This is a genomic window from Parafilimonas terrae (genome assembly GCF_900115755.1).
GTDB lineage: Bacteria > Bacteroidota > Bacteroidia > Chitinophagales > Chitinophagaceae > Parafilimonas > Parafilimonas terrae.
Window position 1 is genome coordinate 226,041 of the sequence record NZ_FOXQ01000002.1, and the last position, 19,992, is coordinate 246,032.

Here is a 19,992-nt window from a genome sequence, read left to right on the forward strand (position 1 = left end):
CGTGAATCTTGAAAAACGTGAATACTACTTAAAGTAAATCCGGATAAGATTAGTCAGCGACCGTCATTTCGAAGGAGCATTGCAAAATCATTTTCTTTTAATCGAATCATTCATGCGACTGAGAAATCTCCGGAAATGAAGGTTGTGAATCAAAATATAATGACAAATAAACTAAAAACCACTTTATATATTGATGTAACATCAAATCTGCAGGCAAGGATCCGCCAACATAAAAATCATTTTTTCAAAGGCAGCTTTACTGATGAATACAACCTGGAATATTGTGTGTATTATGAAAACTTTTTTTCAATAGAAGAAGCAATCCTGAGAGAAAAGCAAATAAAAATGTGGAGCAGGCTAAAGAAAGAAAAATTGATCAATTCAATAAATCCAAATTGGGTTGATCTGTGGTTGAAATTGAAAAATGGTAAGATATTATTCAAACTATCCCAATCTCAGGAGATTTCTCCTATCGTCGAAATGACGTTCGAAGTAATTTATATTTACAGCCATCTTTAATTTCATAATGCATATCTAAATATTTTTTATCCTGCACTCATATCATTTAAAATTTTGCCACGGATGCACAGATACGAATCTGTGTATCCGTGGCTGATATTTTATTGCGCTAAAAGTTTTTTAATGATTACCATTTGCCCTAAATGATAATGTGCATGTTCTGTGGTTCCCTGCAGGTTTTTATAAAAAGTTGATTTGCCTTCAGCATAAGTTTCATTTAATTTATCTGCAGGAAAATTTTTAACTGCATTTGCCAGTTGTATAAATGAATGATGTGCTTTTTCTTTAAGCGCAAGCCAGTCTTCTTCACGTTTTAATTCTTCAACATCAAAGCCATTTGTTTGCAGTACCTGTGGATTTTTACCCTGCATTCTTTGCACCATAATTTCATTCCAATAATATAAATGGTGTAATAAAGATGCAATAGTATTTGGCGAACCGGCAGTGCGTTGCTGCGCCTGCTGAAAATTGATGTTACTGATGGTATCGGCAATGCACACTTCCGTCCAGTTATCGCCTTCATAAACCTGGCGTATATGCTCAGCAATTAAGTTTGTAATTATCATAGTGCGTTAGCATTTTTTAATATAGCGGTATGTGAAACAAACGGCATTAATAAGATTCAGTCTCCGAAGGAAAATCGTTTGCCTTTACATCCTTTACATATTGTTGTACAGCGCCTGTAATTTCATCAGCCATATTGAGATACTGGCGAAGAAAACGTGGTTTGAATTCAGTATTAATGCCAAGCATATCGTGCATAACCAATACCTGGCCATCGCAATATTTGCCTGCCCCGATACCTATGGTTGGTATGTTTACACTTTCTGTAACTTCTTTTGCAAGTGCAGCCGGAATTTTTTCAAGCACTACAGCAAAGCAGCCTGCTTCTTCCAGCAGTTTTGCATCGTTGCGCAGTTTATTGGCTTCTGCATCTTCTTTTGCACGCACATTATATGTTCCGAATTTATAAATGCTTTGCGGCGTTAAACCTAAGTGCCCCATTACCGGAATGCCCGCAGATATGATGCGTTTCACGCTTTCCACCACTTCTTCACCGCCTTCTAATTTTATGGCATGCGCACCGGTTTCTTTCATCATGCGTATAGCCGAAGCCAGCGCCACGTCTGAATTGGACTGATAAGAGCCAAAAGGCAGATCAACCACTACCAGGCAACGGCTTACACCGCGAATAACAGATGATGCATGATAGATCATTTGTTCGAGCGTAACAGGCAACGTGGTTTCATGGCCGGCCATAACATTGCTGGCGCTGTCGCCAACAAGAATTACATCAATATTAGCGCTGTCTATAAGTTTGGCGAATGAAAAATCGTAAGCGGTAAGCATGGCAATTTTTTCGCCCTGCATTTTCATCCGTTGCAATGTATTGGTGGTAATTTTTTTTACTTCTTTATGTGTTGACATCTGAATAAATTAATTGGTGACAGAAAACTGAATATGACCCTGCGTTAGAATAAAACATATCCAGATGCCGGTGCAAATATGCTGATTATTTTTTACTTTGTATTTCTTCGTACAGCTTTTGTATAAGGCCATCTGCCAGGCCTATTTTAGGCACATATATTTCTTCTATTCCGGCCCAGCGCATTACGTTTACATAAATCTGTAGCGCTGGCACAATTACATCGGCGCGGTCGTCTTTCATTTTATATATACGAATGCGCTCGCTTAAAGAAAAGCTTGAAAGTTCTTTATAATAATCCTTCAATAATTCAAAGGAGAGCGGCTTGCCATCTTTTCGTTTGCTTAATGAAAAAACCTTGTTGATGTTACCACCGGAGCCAATAGCAATTACCGGCAGTTTGCTTTTTATATTGGCTTTAACCTTCGCTTTAAATTCATCCCAATGCGATTCATCAACCATGTTTTTTAAAATGCGGATGGTGCCAATGTTCACAGATTCTTTATAACGCAGTTTCCCATCGGCAATAAAACTTAATTCGGTGCTGCCGCCGCCCACATCAATATATAAATAAGCATGCTCCCGGCCGAGGTTCTCTGCAATATGATTTTCGTAGATCATCGTTGCTTCCTCGTCGCCATTAAGAATATTTATTTTAATACCCGTTTCAAGTTTTACCTGCTTTATTATATCCGGGCCATTAACAGCATCCCGCATAGCGCTGGTGGCACAGGCTTTCAGTTGTTTTACTTCATACGCTTTCAGCAAAAAACTGAATGCCTTCATCGTTTGCATAAGCATTACAATTTTCTTGCTGCCTATTTCATTTTTTTCAAACACATCAAAACCCAGGCGCAGCGGCACACGTATTAAATTGAGTTTGGTAAGTTCGGATTTACCTTTATCATCCGTTCTTACTTCAGAAATTAATAGTCTCGCTGCATTACTGCCAATATCGATTGCTGCTAATCTCAATATCTTTTATTTATGGTTCAATGCGGCGAAAGATACAATGTTTACAGAAAGACGAAAATAAGCGGGGCTTTATCTGTGTAAAGTGTGGAAGAAACAATTTGCAGGTAACATTAAAGCTGTTGAAAATGAAAAAGGCTGTTGAATTTTTCAACAGCCTTTTGATATAATTGAATAAGCCTGCTTTAATTGGTAGTTGCAGGAGGTGTAACGGTAGAATCTGGTTCGGGCGCTTTATCAATCAATTCCATAAACTGGTCAAGTTTAGGAGTGATGATAATTTGCGTGCGCCTGTTCTTTGCTTTTCCATCAGGTGTATCGTTGCTGGCAATAGGATTATATTCGCCGCGGCCGCCTGCGGTAAGGCGTTTTGGATCAACACCAAAAGTATTTTGCAAAGCCTGCACCACGGAAGATGCCCTTAATGCACTTAAATCCCAGTTGTTGCGGATGTTTGGTTTTGAAATAGGCACATTGTCGGTATTACCTTCAATCAATACTTCAAAGTCTTTATAATCCATAATTATTTTGGCAATCTTAGATAATGTTTCGTTGGCTTTATCAGATATTTCGTAGCTGCCTGATTTGTATAGCATGTTATCAGATAAAGAAATATATACAACGCCTTTCAATACCTGCACGTCCACATCCTTCATTTCTTCGCGGCTTAGCGATCTTGTAAGATTGTTGGTTAATACCATGTTTAAAGAATCGCTTTTATTCTTTGAATTAACCAGTTGCTGTATATACTTGTTTGAAGAATTTATTTCATCAACAAGCTTTGAAATATTTACGTTGCCCTGGCTTGTTGAAGTAAGGCATTTATCCAATGCTGCCTGCAATGACTGGGCGCTGGCCTGTAAATTTTGTGCATTGGCACGTTCTGCCCTTAGCTGGTCCTGCAGCCCTGCTATTTTTACGTTTGCTGAACTTAAATTGCTTTGACAATCTGCATTTTCCTGTCCAATTGCATTCATCCTGCCTTGTAAACTGCTGTAATCTGCCTGTAATGCCTGGTACTTTTTAGTGCCTACACAACTTGTAGCAAGTATTGCCATGGCGGTGGCGCTAATCATTAAAGAAGATTTAATTTTCACGATAATATATTTTGTGTTTATTAATGTGTTGCTAATTACAAAATTTCGACCAAGTTTTTAAATTTTATATTGTTTATATTTTTTATAGATGATAATGATAAAGTTTTATGAATGTTTATTGTGCAGCTTTGCCTTAGACAAGAGTGTTGGAATTTTGCAGCCTTAATTTTGTTAATAAAATAAAAACAAATTGATATGGATTTACAATTGAAAGATAAAACGGCCTTAGTTACCGGTTCAACAGCGGGGATTGGATATGCAATTGCAAAAAATTTATTGAAGGAAGGTGCAACGGTTATTATTAATGGCCGCGGTAATGAACGGATAAATAAGGCAATTGAAACATTGAAGAAAGAAGTGCCTGGCGCAAATGTAAGCGGCATCGCGGCAGATTTTTCAAAGAAAGATGATGTGGATCATCTTATAAAACAGGTTCCGTTTGTTGACATACTTATAAATAATGCAGGCACATTCGGGCCAAAGCCATTTGTGGATATCCCCGATGAAGAATGGTTTACATTTTTTGAAGTGAATGTAATGAGCGGTGTGCGTTTATCACGTCATTATTTTCCAAAAATGCTGCAGCAAAATTGGGGAAGGATCATCTTTATCTCCAGTGAATCAGCCATACAAATTCCTGAAGAGATGATACATTACGGCATGACCAAAACAGCGCAGCTTGCTGTAAGCCGTGGCCTTGCTGAACTTACAAAGGGTACCAATGTTACGGTGAATACTATATTGCCCGGCCCCACAAAATCTGAAGGCGTTGGCGGGTTTATTGAAAGCCTTTCCAAAGAACAAAACAAACCAATTGACGAAGTGGAGAAGGATTTTTTTAAAACTATGCGCCCCACATCAATTATACAACGCTTTGCAACCACAGAGGAAGTAGCCAACCTTATAACTTACATTGCAAGCCCGCTTTCATCTGCAACAAACGGCGCTGCATTAAGAGTTGATGGCGGCGTTATAAAAGCTGCCGTATAAATTATTGTATAATAAATAAGCCAGGAAAATTGTATTATTTCCTGGCTTATTATTTTAACCGGTTTATATCAATTCTGCACGAGCATATTGTATAAACGGTCATCGTTTTTATAAATGTCTTTTCTGAAATTCACTTCACCGTTACCATCAATATAAGCCGTAAAATAACCGATATAAACGGGTATGGTTTGCGTGAGTGTAACCCATTTTTCTTTGCCTGCCCGCATAGCTGCATCTATTTTTTCAGGCGTCCATTCAGGGTTTCGCCTCAATACTCTTATAGCAAGATCACGTGGTTTTGCCACGCGGATACATCCATGACTGAATGCACGATTGGTTTCATTAAACAAAGATTTGGAAGGCGTATCGTGCAGGTAAATATTGTTTGAATTGGGAAAAAGAAATTTTACAAGGCCAAGGGAATTTCTTGGCCCGGGCTTTTGCCGCACATGACCGCCATTCCATTCCATGTTATGCGCAGCAAGATAATTTTTATTACGCGCCATGCCGGGTTTTATCTCCTTATTAATAATGCTTTGCGGCACATTCCAGTAAGGGCTGAATACAACATATTTCATATCGCCGCTAAAGATTACTGTTTTTGTCATGGGCGTGCCAACAACAACGCCGCACCTCCAAACCGGTTTTGCATTTTCATAATACACCAGCGTATATTCAGGAATATTTACAAGAATAAATTCTTTGGTTACAGTAGTGTCTTCGGGTATCCATCGCAAACGCTCCATGTTTACCATTATTTGTTCAATGCGCTTTTTTGCAGGGATATTCAGCTCTGTAATAAGATCGTTGGAGAGCAGAGAATCCTGTTTTAAACCATATACATCTTTAAGCCTGCGCACAACACCCGCAAGGTTTTTATCATAGATGTTGCCGGCAGAATCAGCAGCCAGAATATATCCTAACTGTATCAGCCTTTTTCGAACGATTGCAACTATCGCTGAAGAATCTTTTTGTTTGATAGATTTTTTTATAGCGGGGATAATTATTTCATCATCTTTCGATTCAATATCCCGGTAATGTGCAAGGGCCTTTTTTAAACCATCGTATTGAAGGCCTATTACATCGCCTCTCGGTTCGCCAATGTTGCCTGAGCTTAAATTATTGGCAAGCAAGGTGGAATAAGATAATTTTTTTCGCGGCAGGTACCAGTTAATTGAATCTGCTTTGCCATTAAGCGTTCCGGCATATATTTTCTTCGCATAATAAAAATATTCGCCTGTAAGCATTAATTCGGTTGTAATATCAGGTGCACGCAGGTCGGTTGTATGCAATAATTCTTCAAGTGTGTCTTTATATGGAATATCAGCCGTTACGCCTTCTTGCTTTACTTCGTTAAGGCTGGAAGTAAGCGCACTTGCCGTTTCAATCAGGCCGTTCTTATCATACCATGCATAGTTATAATTATTGGCACGATAAAATGTGTCAAATTCTTTACTGAACTGTTTAAAAAGCGGCATGCTGTCGAGAAACTCCCGTATGTGATTACTATCGAATTTTATTCCTGAATTAAGGTTAAAACTTCCCGGCGCCATCTCTTTGTGAACAGTTTTTTCTTTGGAGGCTTTATCCTTATTTTCAGAATTGCAGGAATAAAGAAATAATAGCACTATACAAAATGAACCCAATGCGAATTTGAATTTGAGCATACATGCATATTTAAAAATATTCTTTGTAATTGAAAACGATTATAGGTGAAAGTATTTATAAATCAAATTCAGTTTAAACATTTGCGGCGGGGTTACAGGTAACTCAACCACCATTGTGAATGGGTTTTCCGGTAAGTATCAAACCATTTGCAGGGTTTATATAAAACAAAAATTACCGTTATCCATAAAACATATACTATTCCCAGGCTAAAACCAAAATGCTGCGGGCGAAACAGGAACGGCGAATTCATATCAACAATATCTTTTGACGTGTGGCCTGAAACAAAAAACAGTATAACGCATATAACATGTATCAGGAAAAAATGCAGCACATAATAAAAGAATGGCACCCTTCCATACATAGCTGCAATGCCGGAAAATTTATTTTGAACTGTTTCTGTTAATGCAAGCAAAACAATTACCGGTCCAAGCGTCATACATAAATAACAAAGTGACGGCGGATATTTTGATGTATTTAGAAAAGATAAAAATGTATAAAGGCCATTCTTTTGTATTGACCAATGGCTGGGGTCTCCATATAGATTAACGTACCTTAAAACGATAAAGAAAATAATAACTGCAAAGCCAATAGTGAGTATTGTTTTTCTTCTTTTAACATCATCGGGCTCCTGGTATAATTTGCCGAAGCCATATCCTAAAAACATTACACCAGTCCACGGAAGAATAGCATACAGGTCAAGTATAAAACGTGTTTCGCCATATTTAAAAACAGTGCCGAAGGCTGTGAACAAAATGCTCCATATTACATGCCCGGGCCCCTGTTGCGGCAACTGAACATAATCAAGTATATTATGCCCGAAAAATAAAACAGCGCCAATTATAACAATCAGTTTTATGGAAGTTCTTACAAGCAGCCCCATCAATATCATGCTCCATCCTATTACCCAAATAACCTGCAAAAAAATAATGTTGTAAAGCGGGTTAAAAGAAAATATAAGCGACATAATTACTATTTCAACAATCAACAGCCATAACCCTCGTTTCATTAAAAAGATGCTTAATTCCTTCCGGCTTTTACGCTTGCCTGCAAGAAAAGCAGAAGTGCCTGATAAAAACACGAATGCCGGCGCACAAAAATGTGTTATCCATCTTGTGAAAAATAATATGGGTGTTGTTGTATCAAAATTTAACGGGTCTTCAGTCATGGCGGTAGCATGAAAAAAATCGCGGGTATGATCAAGCGCCATAATAAGCATTACGATGCCGCGTAAAATATCTATTGACTGAACGCGTTGTTTTGTTTGCTGTAAAGCAGGTAACATAAATGGTGTTTGGAATGGCAAGGTAAACATTCATTCACTGCTATATTATTGGTTTTGCTTGTAAATAAAAAATGCACGGATATAATTATCCGTGCACTGTTGATGTTGACCGCAGGCGTTATCCTTCACCTGCTACCACTTAAGACTATCTTTGTTCATCGAGTCGGAAAGAAATTTTGCATATTACACCATACGTGCTGATCTTGCCATCTTTTACATGTGCTTTAATATTTTTTACAAATACGGAATCAATATTGTGCACTGTTTTGGAAGCTTCCTGCACTGCTGACTGCAGCGCATCTTCAATGCTTTTTTCTGATGAAGCAATTACTTCGATAACTTTTACAATTGGCATAGAGCAATGTTTTAAGTGAATTAATTCATTCAGAATAGCAATTACTATACCGTTATTTTATACTTACCGGTGAGATTATAAAACCGCTTAGCGATTCATGAAGAACATTTGGATTTATAATGTTTAACAGAAGAGAACACCAGGCTTATATATAATTAACCGCAGTGGAATTTATAGTGGGCAACACAAACCTGAAAGCCGTTCCTTTCCCCGGTTCGCTCATTACTTCAATTGTAGTTTGATGCAGCTCTAATATTTTCTTTACAATGGCAAGGCCAATGCCAATGCCTTTTTTAGACGAGGCTTCTTTTCCAAGCTGCTTATAACGTTCAAAAATGTAAGCCTGGTCTTCAGGCGCAATGCCAATGCCGGTATCGGCAACCTGTACTTTAATGCCGGAATTTGTTTCTGATAACTGGATGGTAATGTTACCGCCATCAGGCGTGAACTTAAAAGCATTATCCAGCAAATTTTGAAATACTCTTTCCGTTAATGCAATATCAGCAAACACCCGCGGAAGATTCGATGGCGCCTGCATGTTTAAATGAATATTTTTTTCGCCGGCTTTTAACTGGTAGCTCATTAAAATATCGGAAGCAAGCTCACCAATGAAAAATGCTTCTTTTTCAGGCGTTACCAAATTGGCTTCCAGCTTGGCATATTGAAATAACTGTTCAACAAGCCCTGATAATTTTTTGGCGCTGTCGTGCACAATGCCCAGGTATTTTTCTTTATCATTTTCTGAAAGCACATTTTTTTTCATCATTAATGTTTCCACATATCCCTGCATGATAGAAAGTGGAGTGCGCAGGTCGTGCGATACATTTGCAATTAACTCCTGCCTGAATTTATCGGTGGCCGTTATCTTATCAAAATTATCAACGATCACATCCGCCATTTCATTGAATGTAGTGCTCAGCATTCCCAAATCGCCTGAAGCATTTCCTTCAATGCGGGCAGAATAATCGCCTTCCTTAAAACGCTTTACCACCGAAGTAATTTTAGAGATACTGCCTGTTATTAAAAAGAAAGTAACAACGCCAACAAAAAATGCTACCAATAATGCTGCAAAGAAAATATAAGTGCTGAGGCGGAAATAAAATTGGCTGTTTATTGAGCTTAGAATTTCTTTTTGTTTTTCACTTGCCAGCACTGCATAAACATAACCTGTAAGCCTTCCGTTTTCATATACAGGCGCGGCTGAAAAAATACTGGGCTTACCGGGTTGTTTTGGATTATCACCCATAGGCCGGTGCATGGCATCTGCAGCAAGCCATTGCTTAACGGTATTAATGTTTACATGATGCACCTGCACCGTTGTGTCAGGCACCACATAATCTGTGATATTGCCTGCCGTATCCAATAAATACACTTCCACGCTTGGGTTGGCAACCATGGTAGAATGTATGATGTCGTGCGTAACGGCCGTATCTGGTTTGCCGTTTTTAAGAGGTTGTGTGAATGTGGCAAGATGCTGCGCTATATCTCCATACAATTCCTGGTGCGCTGTAGTATAATACGATTTGGAAAACCGGGAAGCTATCATTACAAATACAACACCCAATACAACAAGCAGTGCTGTGAATACGGCTGTGATCTTCCAGAACAATAAATTGCCTTTTATTTTTTTTGCCGGCATTGTATCATTTTTATAAACGTGCAGTAAGCCGCAAACGCTTACAATTCTTCATTAAACCTGTAACCAACACCCCATGTAGTTAAAATGTATTTTGGATTGGAAACATCATCTTCAATCTTTCCGCGCAAACGGTTAATGTGGCTATTCACCGTATGCTCATAGCCTTCAAAATCATAGCCCCAAACAAGGTTTAATAAACGTTTGCGGCTGTAACTTTTGCCGGGGTTGGAGGCCAGCAATGCCATCAGTTCAAACTCTCTCGGCGAAAGCTCCACCCTCATATTATTAAGCGTAACTTTTCGCTTGTCCAGGTCAATTTCCAGGCCGCTATATGTTATAACAGAAGATGCAGGCGCTGCATCCTGCAAAGCATCGCTGTCTTCTTTCCTGCGAAAAATAACTTTGACCCTTGCAATAAATTCTCTTACGCTGAAAGGTTTGGTGAGGTAATCATCGGCGCCTGTTTCAAGGCCCATTACTTTATCAATTTCTTCTGATTTCGCTGTAAGCATAAGGATAGGTGTAAGCCTGTCGGTTTGCCTTATCTTCCTGCAAATTTCCATGCCGTTAAGGCCAGGCAGCATAATATCAAGAATAATTAAATCGAATTGTTCTTCTTTGGCAATTGCCAAACCTTTTTGGCCGTTGGTTTCAGATACAATCCTGCAGCCCAGGTCGTAAAGATGTATGGTGAGCAGTTCCACGATGTTGGCATCATCTTCTATTATTAAAACTTTTTTATCCATAATTACATGCACAAAGTTGATGAATAAACCTAACCAGCATTCACTGTGATACTTTTGTTATAAATCAGAAAAACACAGGCGTTATTGTAAGCTCTTTCTATCGTAAAAAACTTTTTTTTTAAAATTACGGTTTAAACCGCCTGAATGAAATAGCAGTTGTAATCATGCATGGTTTTTATCCCGGTTGCTTGCTGAACATTAAGTACGAAGTCAGTTTGCTTATTTTCTTTCCGTAAATGAAACACATCACAAAAAACGAAATTCATTCATGTATTTTTTTCTGCGATTTGCTTTTGTTCGCTTATGTTATTATTTATTGTTTTATTGTTATTGCATAATGTTAAAGCTAACATTATTGCAACGAAAATCATTTTAACCATTACCTGTTATTTTTTTAACGGTTTATAGTAAAGTATCACAGCGCCAAAGCTGAAAGCCTTTGTCTGTATAGGTTCATGTGTAATTTATTGGAAACGTGGCATGATAATACCAGTGTATTATTATTAAATAATCAAAAAATTCTGGAAATGAAATATGTGAGGTTTACACCCTTACAAAGGCTGAAAAATATTCAATACATAAAAGATGAATAAATTTATACCGGCTGTTACTTTTTGATAATGAAATATTTGACTGGTTTTTGTTACGGAATATTGTTCAGCCATTTTCTTTAAACAAAAATTTTTTTTCAATGGCTTCTTCAGGTATTAAACATGTAGTAGTAATTGGCGGTGGCTTTGCAGGGTTGAACTTTATTAAGGCGCTGGCCAATGATAAACACTATACAATCACGCTGGTTGATAAAAATAATTACAACCAATTCACACCATTGGTTTACCAGGTGGCGACCGGCTTCCTTGAACCTTCCAATATCAGCTACCCGTTCAGGAAGTTTCTAAGAAAAAGAAAGAATATCAGGTTCCATTTAGGTGAACTAACAAAAATTGATGCAGCGGCGCATAGAGTTTATATAAATAATGTCATACTTGAATATGACTATCTCGTGCTGGCATTTGGTTCCATATCCAACTTCTTTGGCAATGATACTTTGAAGAGTAATACAATACCCATGAAAACTTTAACGGATGGGCTGGGCATGCGGAATACTTTATTGCAATCGCTGGAAGAAGCCTGCAATACAACGGATGAAACGCTGCGGAAAAAATTATTAACGATTGTTGTGGCAGGCGGCGGGCCCACAGGCGTTGAAGTATCAGGCATGTTGGGCGAAATGAGAAAGGACATTATTCAAAAAGATTATCCTGAATTAAAGAATGCAATGGGTGATATTTATATTGTTGACGGGGCGAAAGCATTACTGAGCCAGATGAGTGAACAGGCGCAGCTTGATGCAACAAAAACGCTGGAAAAATTAGGCATAAAAATCATTACAAACACATTCATCAATAGCTATGAAAACGATGAAGTGAAATTATCGGGTGGCAACATTATTCAAACAAAAAATCTTATCTGGGCTGCCGGTGTAACGGGGAATGTAATTGAAGGTATTCCTCCATCTGCTTACGGCCATGGTAAAAGAATAATGGTGGATGAATATAATCATGTAGCAGAGCTGGATGATGTGTATGCCGTTGGTGATAATTGTTTGCTTGCAGGAGATAAAAAGTTTCCAAACGGGCACGCACAGTTGGCGCAACCTGCCATTCAGCAGGGGAGGCATCTTGCAAAAAATTTTAAAGCCCTGGCAAAAGGAAAAGCGCAACAGCCTTTTGCTTATTATGATAAAGGCGTAATGGCTATTATAGGGAAAAACTATGCAGTGGTTGACCTTACAAAACCAAAAATGCATGTAAAAGGTTTTCCCGCATTGTTTGTTTGGCTGTTCATACACATTGCTTCTTTAATTGCATTTGATAATAAATTAAAGACCTTATACAATTGGATAATAGCATATTTTACAAAAGACCAATCGCTGAGAATGGTAATTAAAACAAATGATAAAATACAGCGCTGAATTGTTTCTTATGCAGCAGTATGGCCTCCTGCATCAGCACATTTTAAACACATACCGATGGGATAATTTCGAACCGCGGTTTGAAATTGCAACAAAAAAACTATTGGCTTCCTGTAGCTTCACAGCCAGGTATAAATTTGTTCAGTCAATTTATCTGATGCTTGTAACACTATTCTCATTCGGTACCAGTATTTTCATTATTACCCAGGCAAGTATGTAAGCTACCGCACAAAACGAAAACATAATCGTATAACCAGTCTGGATATGTCCCAGGGCTTCATAATGATCAAAAAGTGCCCCGCCCACCTTGGAGATTACCACGCCGCCAATACCACCTGCCATACCGCCGATGCCTACCACTGAGCCCACCGCTTTTTTAGGAAACATATCTGAAACCGTTGTAAAGATGTTGGCGCTCCATGCCTGGTGTGCAGAAGCCCCGATGCCTATTAATATCACCGGCACCCAATAACTGATATAACCCAGTGGCTGGGCTGCCAGCACAACCAAAGGAATGAGTGCAATTACAAGCATAGCCTTCAGGCGGGCATCATAGGCAGCCAAACCTTTTCTCATAAAATAAACCGGAAACCATCCTCCTCCTATGCTTCCAAACATGGTCATGCTATACAACGTTGCCAGCGGCAGCATAATCTGCGTTTTCTCCATGCCATACTGCGCTTTCAGGTAAGCCGGCAACCAGAAAAGAAAGAACCACCATACCCCGTCGGTTAAAAACTTGCCCACCACAAAAGACCATGTTTGCCGGAAGCCAAGCAATGAAATCCAGGAAATTTTCTGCTGTTCGCTATTTGACTCCGTGTTTGTTTCCCGGTTCCTTTCTTTATCTGCCGCCTTATCATCTTTATCACTGTTGATGTAATCCAATTCCGCTGCAGACAAACGTTTTTGTTTTTCCGGTTTATTGTAAAGAAAATACCAGAAAAAAAGCCATAAGAATCCCACGCCTGCAACCACCAGGAAAGCCGCCTGCCAACCCCAGTTTACTTCTATCCAGGGCACAGTTAGCGGTGCCAGTATAGCCCCGATATTAGCGCCTGAATTAAAAATGCCGGTAGCTAAGGAACGTTCTTTTTTTGGAAAGTATTCAGCAGTGGCCTTAATGGCAGCAGGAAAGTTTCCTGCTTCTCCAATGGCCAGCACCATGCGCCCAAACATAAAACCAACCACCGATACAGAGAGTGAAGTAATACCCAGCAAACCAAAAAAAGTAGCGAGGCTTTGTCCTATTGGAATGGCTAGCGCATGCAATAATGCGCCCACCGACCATATAATGATGGCCCAGGTATAACCTCGTTTTGTTCCTAACCTGTCAATAATACGGCCGGCAAAGAGCATGGCAATGGCATAAGCAAACTGGAAGATGGAAGTGATGTTTGCATAATCATTGTTTGTCCAGTTATATTGTTCTGCCAGGCTTGGTTGCAGCAGGCTCAGTACCTGCCTGTCCAGGTAGTTTACTGTAGTGGCAAAAAACAGCAGGGCACAAATTGTCCACCGGTAATTCCCTGTTTTTGCAGTGTTTCTTTTTATGTTTAAGTGGCCATTCATTTTTTACTTGTTTATATAATTACATCAACTCCATTGTTTTTTTAAGTGTTGAATGCTTTTAATGTTCGCGTGTTTTCATAACAGCTTAAGATGAGACGGCAACGCATTTTAATTTAAACTGTGCTAATGCTTAATTATATGCTCATAAGCATTGCTATAATCATTTTATTAAAAACTTAGAATAATAAATTGCAAATACAAACCTGGAACAGTTTCGATAGTTATATAGCAATACGTTCATCAATGTTGAAGCAAGACTATATATCTTTTGATGATTGGCAAAAGGAATGAGACGCTTTATTTACGGAAACGATTGCGATGGTATGGACGTTGATAGGTTCATAATTTTAATTGCAATTGAAAATTAAATCTGAACGAACATTAGCAGCCGTAATGTGTGTTTTTAAGTTACCGGAAGGTTTAAAGGAGGCTACTTCCCGGGTGCCCAGCTTTGAAACAAAAAAACTCTGCCAATGGATTTATTAATTACTTCAGCAGCACCCGTACATATTTCCTTCTTTCAGCAGGCATTACATTTAACGAAATTAATTTTCCATCTTTCAAAGCCGCTTCTACTGTTGTATTATGTGGTGCATGCAGCTTAAATGAAACGTCTTTATCTTTTGGCCATGCGCGAAATAAATAAATGTTCTCATCATCCGCCTGTAGCAGCATTTCCTGCAAACCTATCATGGCAGTACCGCCCCAATTCATATCGGGTGTCCAGTCATATCCCGGCCCAAAGAATGCAGCAAACCGGTGTTTACCTGAAGTAAGCTTCTCCTTTGTCAGATTAAATGCTTCATCTGTTAAACCAAGCCTTGCAGCAAATATATTTTCCTGCCGCCACCCTTTTGCGCTTTTATTATTCATTACCTGCGGATCATATTTGTAAGTGTTGATAGCAGTATCCAAACCTGGTTTTCCAATGCCATAAATGCGCCAGGGAAACACAGGATATAACTGTGGAATTTCTGTATTATTAATGCGTTGCCAGGTTTGTGCCGGCGCTATTGTTGTATGCCCGTTAATATTGGTAAATGGGATAGGAGGAATGCGTTTCAATATAGAATCATATTTTTTATACAAAGAGGAATCAAGGTATGATGAAGGCAGTGCAAGCAGCTTTTGTAAAATAGTTTGCATGGCGGCTATAACCGTTGTTGAATTATACGTCATCTTATACGTTTCTGCTGCCGAAGTTGGATAGAAAATATAATGGCCGGTGCTGTCGAAAGCTTTAACGCCGCGCTGTTTGGCAAGCATAGTATAATGCTGATCAAAAAAATCAATACAGCTTTTTACAAATGGAATGTAAGAAGATATGTCATCATTGTTATAATGCCATGTTTCCAGCATCATGTTGCAGAATTCAAAAACGGTTTCCCATGTATATTCAAGCCAGGCATTGTATTCAACGCCTTTATCAGAATTTTCAGGGCGTTTTAAACCATATTCAAAAACATTCGGCAGGCCAAAATTTTCAAGCTGCTCTGTGAAGCAAGCTCCATCATGGTTCCAGTAAACCTTACTTCTCAGTTCTGCATTTTTTTGAATTCTTGTATAGAAATCAAACTGGGGTTTCATCATATCAAAATCGCCGCTTTTCAACATGCCAAAGTAAACCAGGCGCTGGTTTTGAGCCGTAAATGTTCCCCCGCCCCATAGCCTGAAATCGGGCGAAAAATGATAACTGCTTTCTACATACACCGGGTCGAATGTGAACAGCCCGCCGTTAAATTTTGTAGGGTACTTCCCATACACATTACAACCAAGCATATAACGCAGCAACTGGTAGTTAATACTCATGGCGCTATCGGCGCCGTTTATATAAATATAGCTCTTGTTCCAGTATGTATGCCACCAGCTAACTGTTTCTGCAAAAGCATCTTTTTGTTTTTTTGCTAATTGGTAAATTTCAGTAAGATCATCCATCCATGTTTGAATGTCTTTTGTTTGTTCAGCGTTTAAAACAACAGTTATGTTTTGTTTGCGTACCGGTTTTGTTGTTTGTAAAGAATAAGACTTATAATAGCTGTCGGCATATTTTCCTGAATCTATTGCTGAAGCCCGCATACCGCTTGCCAGCATCATCCCGCCAAACGTATTGTTGATAATGGGGTTGAATAATTCAGGTTTCACTGAATTCATACCTTCTTTTTCAACGGTATAGTCAAAAATGTTTTGTACATCATTTCTGTTGCGGTGATAAAAGATAACGGCATTATTATAATAAGCAACTGAATCTTTATAAGTAATAACATCAAAAGACTGCTTCACCTTATAAGAAGTTGAGCGAAGCTCCGGCGCTTCTGTTATTATATGATCTTTATATCGCCAGGTTTCAAAAGAAGCCTGTATGTTCACTGGCCTTTTGCTTTTAACATCAGCATGAATAACCGGCTTAAAAACATCAACCCATACAACAACTTTAATATCTTTTGTTGTAATCACCACATTACCATCTTTAATATTTAAAACTTGTTTAAAGGATGCATCATTAAATGGATCAGGTGAAATTTTTATGCGAATGCGCCCTGGTTTAAACATGGCATTGTTTTCATCAAAGGTCCCGCCCTGTGCCATATAAAAAAGTATATCGCCTTTTTCAACCCAAACATTTAAACCAATATTACCACCGCCGCAGGGCATAGATTCAGATGCATTTTTACTCTGCGTATTCCATTCAACATTGCAGGAAGTTATGCCTGCATTTTGGCTAACTGCTTTCTGGCAAATCAATATCAGCAATAATTGCAAACCTGTATATAAAATAAACCGCATAAGGCAAATCATTCTGATTCAATATTACAAATACTTGGCAAGTAATAAAATGCATTCCTGCGCATAGTTAAATAATCCATGTGTTCAGTTATAACTTCCATTGGCTAAAGTATCTGCCCATTCTACTTTTACATCACAGTAGTTAATACTAAAATTTTTTACAGCAATCGATACCGGGGTAGTGAGTCTTCGCTTGCCCTTTTTTATTTTTATGTTTATGTATGAAAAAGATTTTTGCTATTGCCATATTGATTAGCAGCTTTGGTCATATGCATGCCCAAACCAATAACTATGTTTTATTTGATGATGACTGGCTGTTTTATCGTGGCGCCGCCCAGGGGGCTGAAGCCATAAATTTTGATGATAAAGATTGGCGTAAAACAGATTTACCACACGACTGGAGCATTGAAAATATTCCCTATACAAATTCACCTTTTGCAAAAAATGCAACAGGCCAGGCAAGCACGGGGTTTACAGAAAATGGCATCGGCTGGTACAGGAAATTATTCACCGTTCCTTCTTCATACAACAATAAAAAAATTTATATACAGTTTGATGGTGTATATATGAATTGCAAGGTTTGGCTGAATGGAAAAAGTTTAGGCAGGCATCCTTATGGCTATACATCTTTCTATTTTGATATCACTGATAAATTAAGGAAGGACACAGTTAATATACTTGCTGTTGAAGTGAAAAATGAAGGTGAGAACAGCAGGTGGTATGCGGGCTCAGGCATTTACCGCCATGTATGGTTAAGGGCTGTTGAACCTGTTCATATTGATAATTGGGGAACATATATTACAACGGCAAACGCAACCGGTAAATCTGCAACAGTAAATATTATTACATCAATAAAAAATGCTTCATCAAATAATAATGCTGTTAAACTTGTAACAAATATTATAGATTCGTCCGGTAAGCAGGTTGCTGTTGTTACAACGTCTCAAAACATAAGCGGGGATAGCGTTTCAGCTATCAGCCAGTCTGCACAAATTAATGAACCTGCATTGTGGTCTGCTGATCATCCATCCTTATACAAAGCGCTGACTGAAGTATTTGTTGACGATAAAAAAACAGATACCTATATAACTTCTTTCGGCATCCGCACTATTTCTTTTTCTGCAGATAAGGGCTTTTTGCTTAACGGTGTTTCAACAAAATTAAAAGGAGGCTGCATTCATCATGATAACGGCCCGCTTGGCGCAAAAGCTTATGATGATGCCGAAATAAGAAAGATAAAATTATTGAAAGATGCGGGCTATAATGCCATTCGCAGCGCACACAATCCGCCTTCACCTGCATTGCTCAATGCCTGCGACAGTTTAGGCATGCTGGTGATTGATGAGGCATTTGATACATGGAACGATCCGAAAAACCCGCTTGATTATAATTTATATTTTAATGACTGGTGGCAGCGTGATATAAAAAGCATGATTGAACGCGACCGCAATCATCCATCCGTTATTATGTGGAGTATAGGCAATGAAATTCCCCACCGCGAAAAACCTGAAGTGGCCGTTGTTGCAAAAAAATTGTCAGCTTATGTAAAGCAATTGGACAATACAAGGCCCGTAACTGCCGGTGTAAATGGTATTGATAAAGACAAAGATGATTTTATATCGGCGCTTGATGTGGCCGGCTACAATTATGCTGTTGATAAATATGAAAGCGATCACAAACGTTTGCCTTCTCGCATTATGTTTGCCTCAGAGTCTTTTCCGTTGGATGCATTTGATTACTGGATGGCTGTGAAAGATAATAATTATGTTATTGGTGATTTTGTATGGACGGCGTACGACTATATTGGCGAAGCAAGCATTGGCTGGCTGGGCTATCCGCAAACGCAGGCATTTTATCCCTGGAACCTTGCTTATTGCGGCGATATTAACATCTGCGGATGGAAGCGGCCGCAATCTTATTACCGCGATGCTTTATGGAAAGAGAACCAAGTTTCAATATTTGTTGAACCGCCAACAGCTTCATTCCCTGCAAATAAAAATAAAGCAGGCTGGAGCCGCTGGGAATGGAATGATGTTGTTGCAAGATGGAACTGGAAAGGCTATGAAAATAAGCCTTTGAATGTAGTTGTATATTCATCCTGCGATGAAGTGGAATTGTTTTTAAACAATAAATCTTTAGGCAGAAAAAAAACAACGAGGGCTGAAAAATACCTTGCAATATTTAGTGTGCCATACACAACAGGCGAATTGAAAGCGATAGGTTATACCAACAATAAAAAGGTGAATGAATCCATATTAAAAACGGCAGGCAATGTAACGGGGCTAAATATTACAGCAGATAGACAAGTTGTGCGTGCTAATAACCAGGATTTGATTTATATAAATATTGAAGCGATTGATAAAAACGGAACCATTAACCCTGAAGCGAATATGCCGCTGACATTTAACGTAAGTGGCGCAGGAACAATTGCTGGTGTTGGCAATGCTGATCCAACAAGCGTGGAAAGCAATCAATCGAATAAGCGCAAAACCTGGCGCGGCAAATGCTTGCTGATTGTAAAATCCGGAAAGCAAAAAGGGGAAATTCACATTACTGCAACATCGGGCAATATTAAAAGCAGGGAATTAATAATTAAAGTTGATTGATGTTGTTGTTTTATAGATAAAGTTGTTTATACTTATTTTAACCGCATAGAAACAAAGTAATTACTCAGGGAAATGTATTTAGCATTAAGTAAAGTACAAAGTGCATCAAAGCATTTTCATCAAAGATGAAAACCTTTGTGCCGCTTTTGTCCTTGCCTATGCTAAAAAACTATATATCTATGTGGTTTGTTTCAAAAGTTTAAACAGGCCCGATGTTATAATTCCGGCCAATGCAAAAACCGGTTCAGCTTTATAGCAACTACATCAATTGGTTCAATAGGTATTATTTGAAATGAATAAAACATGAAGCATTTAATAATTGTTATAATAAGCTGCTTATTTTTTCAGCATATCATCGCTC

15 protein-coding genes are annotated in these 19,992 nt (G+C 38.6%); 4 read left to right on the top strand and 11 right to left on the bottom strand.

Annotation, left to right across the window (positions count from 1 at the left end):
• Nucleotides 1-159 precede the first annotated feature (159 nt).
• Nucleotides 160-519, top strand: a complete 360-nt coding sequence (locus BM015_RS05740) for a GIY-YIG nuclease family protein (protein WP_245751240.1) — start codon at nucleotides 160-162, stop codon at nucleotides 517-519.
• A gap of 101 nt (nucleotides 520-620) precedes the next feature.
• On the opposite strand, the gene BM015_RS05745 is transcribed toward BM015_RS05740, so the two are convergent.
• The 4 genes from BM015_RS05745 to BM015_RS05760 form a co-directional block, all read right to left on the bottom strand.
• Nucleotides 621-1,085, bottom strand: a complete 465-nt coding sequence (locus tag BM015_RS05745; protein WP_090655807.1) for a DinB family protein — start codon at nucleotides 1,083-1,085, stop codon at nucleotides 621-623.
• 46 nt (nucleotides 1,086-1,131) lie between these two features.
• The gene (gene panB / locus BM015_RS05750; protein ID WP_090655809.1) at nucleotides 1,132-1,947 is read right to left on the bottom strand and encodes a 3-methyl-2-oxobutanoate hydroxymethyltransferase; all 816 of its coding nucleotides are present in this window, start codon (nucleotides 1,945-1,947) and stop codon (nucleotides 1,132-1,134) included.
• Between the two features lie 85 nt (nucleotides 1,948-2,032).
• Nucleotides 2,033-2,920 (bottom strand): Ppx/GppA phosphatase family protein, encoded by an 888-nt coding sequence (locus BM015_RS05755; RefSeq protein WP_090655812.1) that lies wholly within the window; start codon nucleotides 2,918-2,920, stop codon nucleotides 2,033-2,035.
• 182 nt (nucleotides 2,921-3,102) lie between these two features.
• On the bottom strand, nucleotides 3,103-4,014 hold the full coding sequence (locus BM015_RS05760; RefSeq protein ID WP_245751242.1) for an OmpA/MotB family protein: 912 nt from the start codon (nucleotides 4,012-4,014) through the stop codon (nucleotides 3,103-3,105).
• A gap of 195 nt (nucleotides 4,015-4,209) precedes the next feature.
• Between BM015_RS05760 and BM015_RS05765 the strand changes: the two genes are divergently transcribed.
• On the top strand, nucleotides 4,210-5,004 hold the full coding sequence (locus BM015_RS05765; RefSeq protein WP_090655816.1) for an SDR family NAD(P)-dependent oxidoreductase: 795 nt from the start codon (nucleotides 4,210-4,212) through the stop codon (nucleotides 5,002-5,004).
• Between the two features lie 68 nt (nucleotides 5,005-5,072).
• Here the strand turns inward: BM015_RS05765 and BM015_RS05770 are convergent, their stop codons facing one another.
• From BM015_RS05770 to BM015_RS05790, 5 genes are all read right to left on the bottom strand, one after another.
• Complete coding sequence (locus BM015_RS05770; RefSeq protein ID WP_090655821.1) at nucleotides 5,073-6,671, bottom strand: L,D-transpeptidase family protein; 1,599 nt, start codon at nucleotides 6,669-6,671, stop codon at nucleotides 5,073-5,075.
• A gap of 92 nt (nucleotides 6,672-6,763) precedes the next feature.
• Nucleotides 6,764-7,954: an acetyltransferase domain-containing protein gene (locus BM015_RS05775; RefSeq protein ID WP_090655824.1), complete on the bottom strand. Its 1,191-nt coding sequence runs from the start codon at nucleotides 7,952-7,954 to the stop codon at nucleotides 6,764-6,766.
• A gap of 145 nt (nucleotides 7,955-8,099) precedes the next feature.
• Nucleotides 8,100-8,309: a dodecin family protein gene (locus BM015_RS05780; RefSeq protein WP_090655827.1), complete on the bottom strand. Its 210-nt coding sequence runs from the start codon at nucleotides 8,307-8,309 to the stop codon at nucleotides 8,100-8,102.
• A 145-nt stretch (nucleotides 8,310-8,454) separates the two neighbouring features.
• Nucleotides 8,455-9,948, bottom strand: a complete 1,494-nt coding sequence (locus tag BM015_RS05785) for a sensor histidine kinase (protein WP_090655829.1) — start codon at nucleotides 9,946-9,948, stop codon at nucleotides 8,455-8,457.
• A 38-nt stretch (nucleotides 9,949-9,986) separates the two neighbouring features.
• Nucleotides 9,987-10,694, bottom strand: coding sequence for a response regulator transcription factor (locus tag BM015_RS05790; protein WP_090655832.1), 708 nt, complete (start codon nucleotides 10,692-10,694; stop codon nucleotides 9,987-9,989).
• Nucleotides 10,695-11,385: 691 nt separating this feature from the next.
• Between BM015_RS05790 and BM015_RS05795 the strand changes: the two genes are divergently transcribed.
• The gene (locus BM015_RS05795; protein WP_090655834.1) at nucleotides 11,386-12,669 is read left to right on the top strand and encodes an NAD(P)/FAD-dependent oxidoreductase; all 1,284 of its coding nucleotides are present in this window, start codon (nucleotides 11,386-11,388) and stop codon (nucleotides 12,667-12,669) included.
• A 150-nt stretch (nucleotides 12,670-12,819) separates the two neighbouring features.
• Here the strand turns inward: BM015_RS05795 and BM015_RS05800 are convergent, their stop codons facing one another.
• Both BM015_RS05800 and BM015_RS05805 read right to left on the bottom strand, forming a co-directional pair.
• Nucleotides 12,820-14,241 carry an MFS transporter gene (locus BM015_RS05800; protein ID WP_090655837.1) on the bottom strand — a complete coding sequence of 474 codons (1,422 nt, stop codon included), beginning with the start codon at nucleotides 14,239-14,241 and terminating at the stop codon, nucleotides 12,820-12,822.
• A 486-nt stretch (nucleotides 14,242-14,727) separates the two neighbouring features.
• Nucleotides 14,728-17,025 (bottom strand): DUF5703 domain-containing protein, encoded by a 2,298-nt coding sequence (locus BM015_RS05805; protein WP_090655840.1) that lies wholly within the window; start codon nucleotides 17,023-17,025, stop codon nucleotides 14,728-14,730.
• Between the two features lie 221 nt (nucleotides 17,026-17,246).
• Between BM015_RS05805 and BM015_RS05810 the strand changes: the two genes are divergently transcribed.
• Nucleotides 17,247-19,631 (top strand): glycoside hydrolase family 2 TIM barrel-domain containing protein, encoded by a 2,385-nt coding sequence (locus tag BM015_RS05810; protein ID WP_245751244.1) that lies wholly within the window; start codon nucleotides 17,247-17,249, stop codon nucleotides 19,629-19,631.
• Nucleotides 19,632-19,992 lie beyond the last annotated feature (361 nt).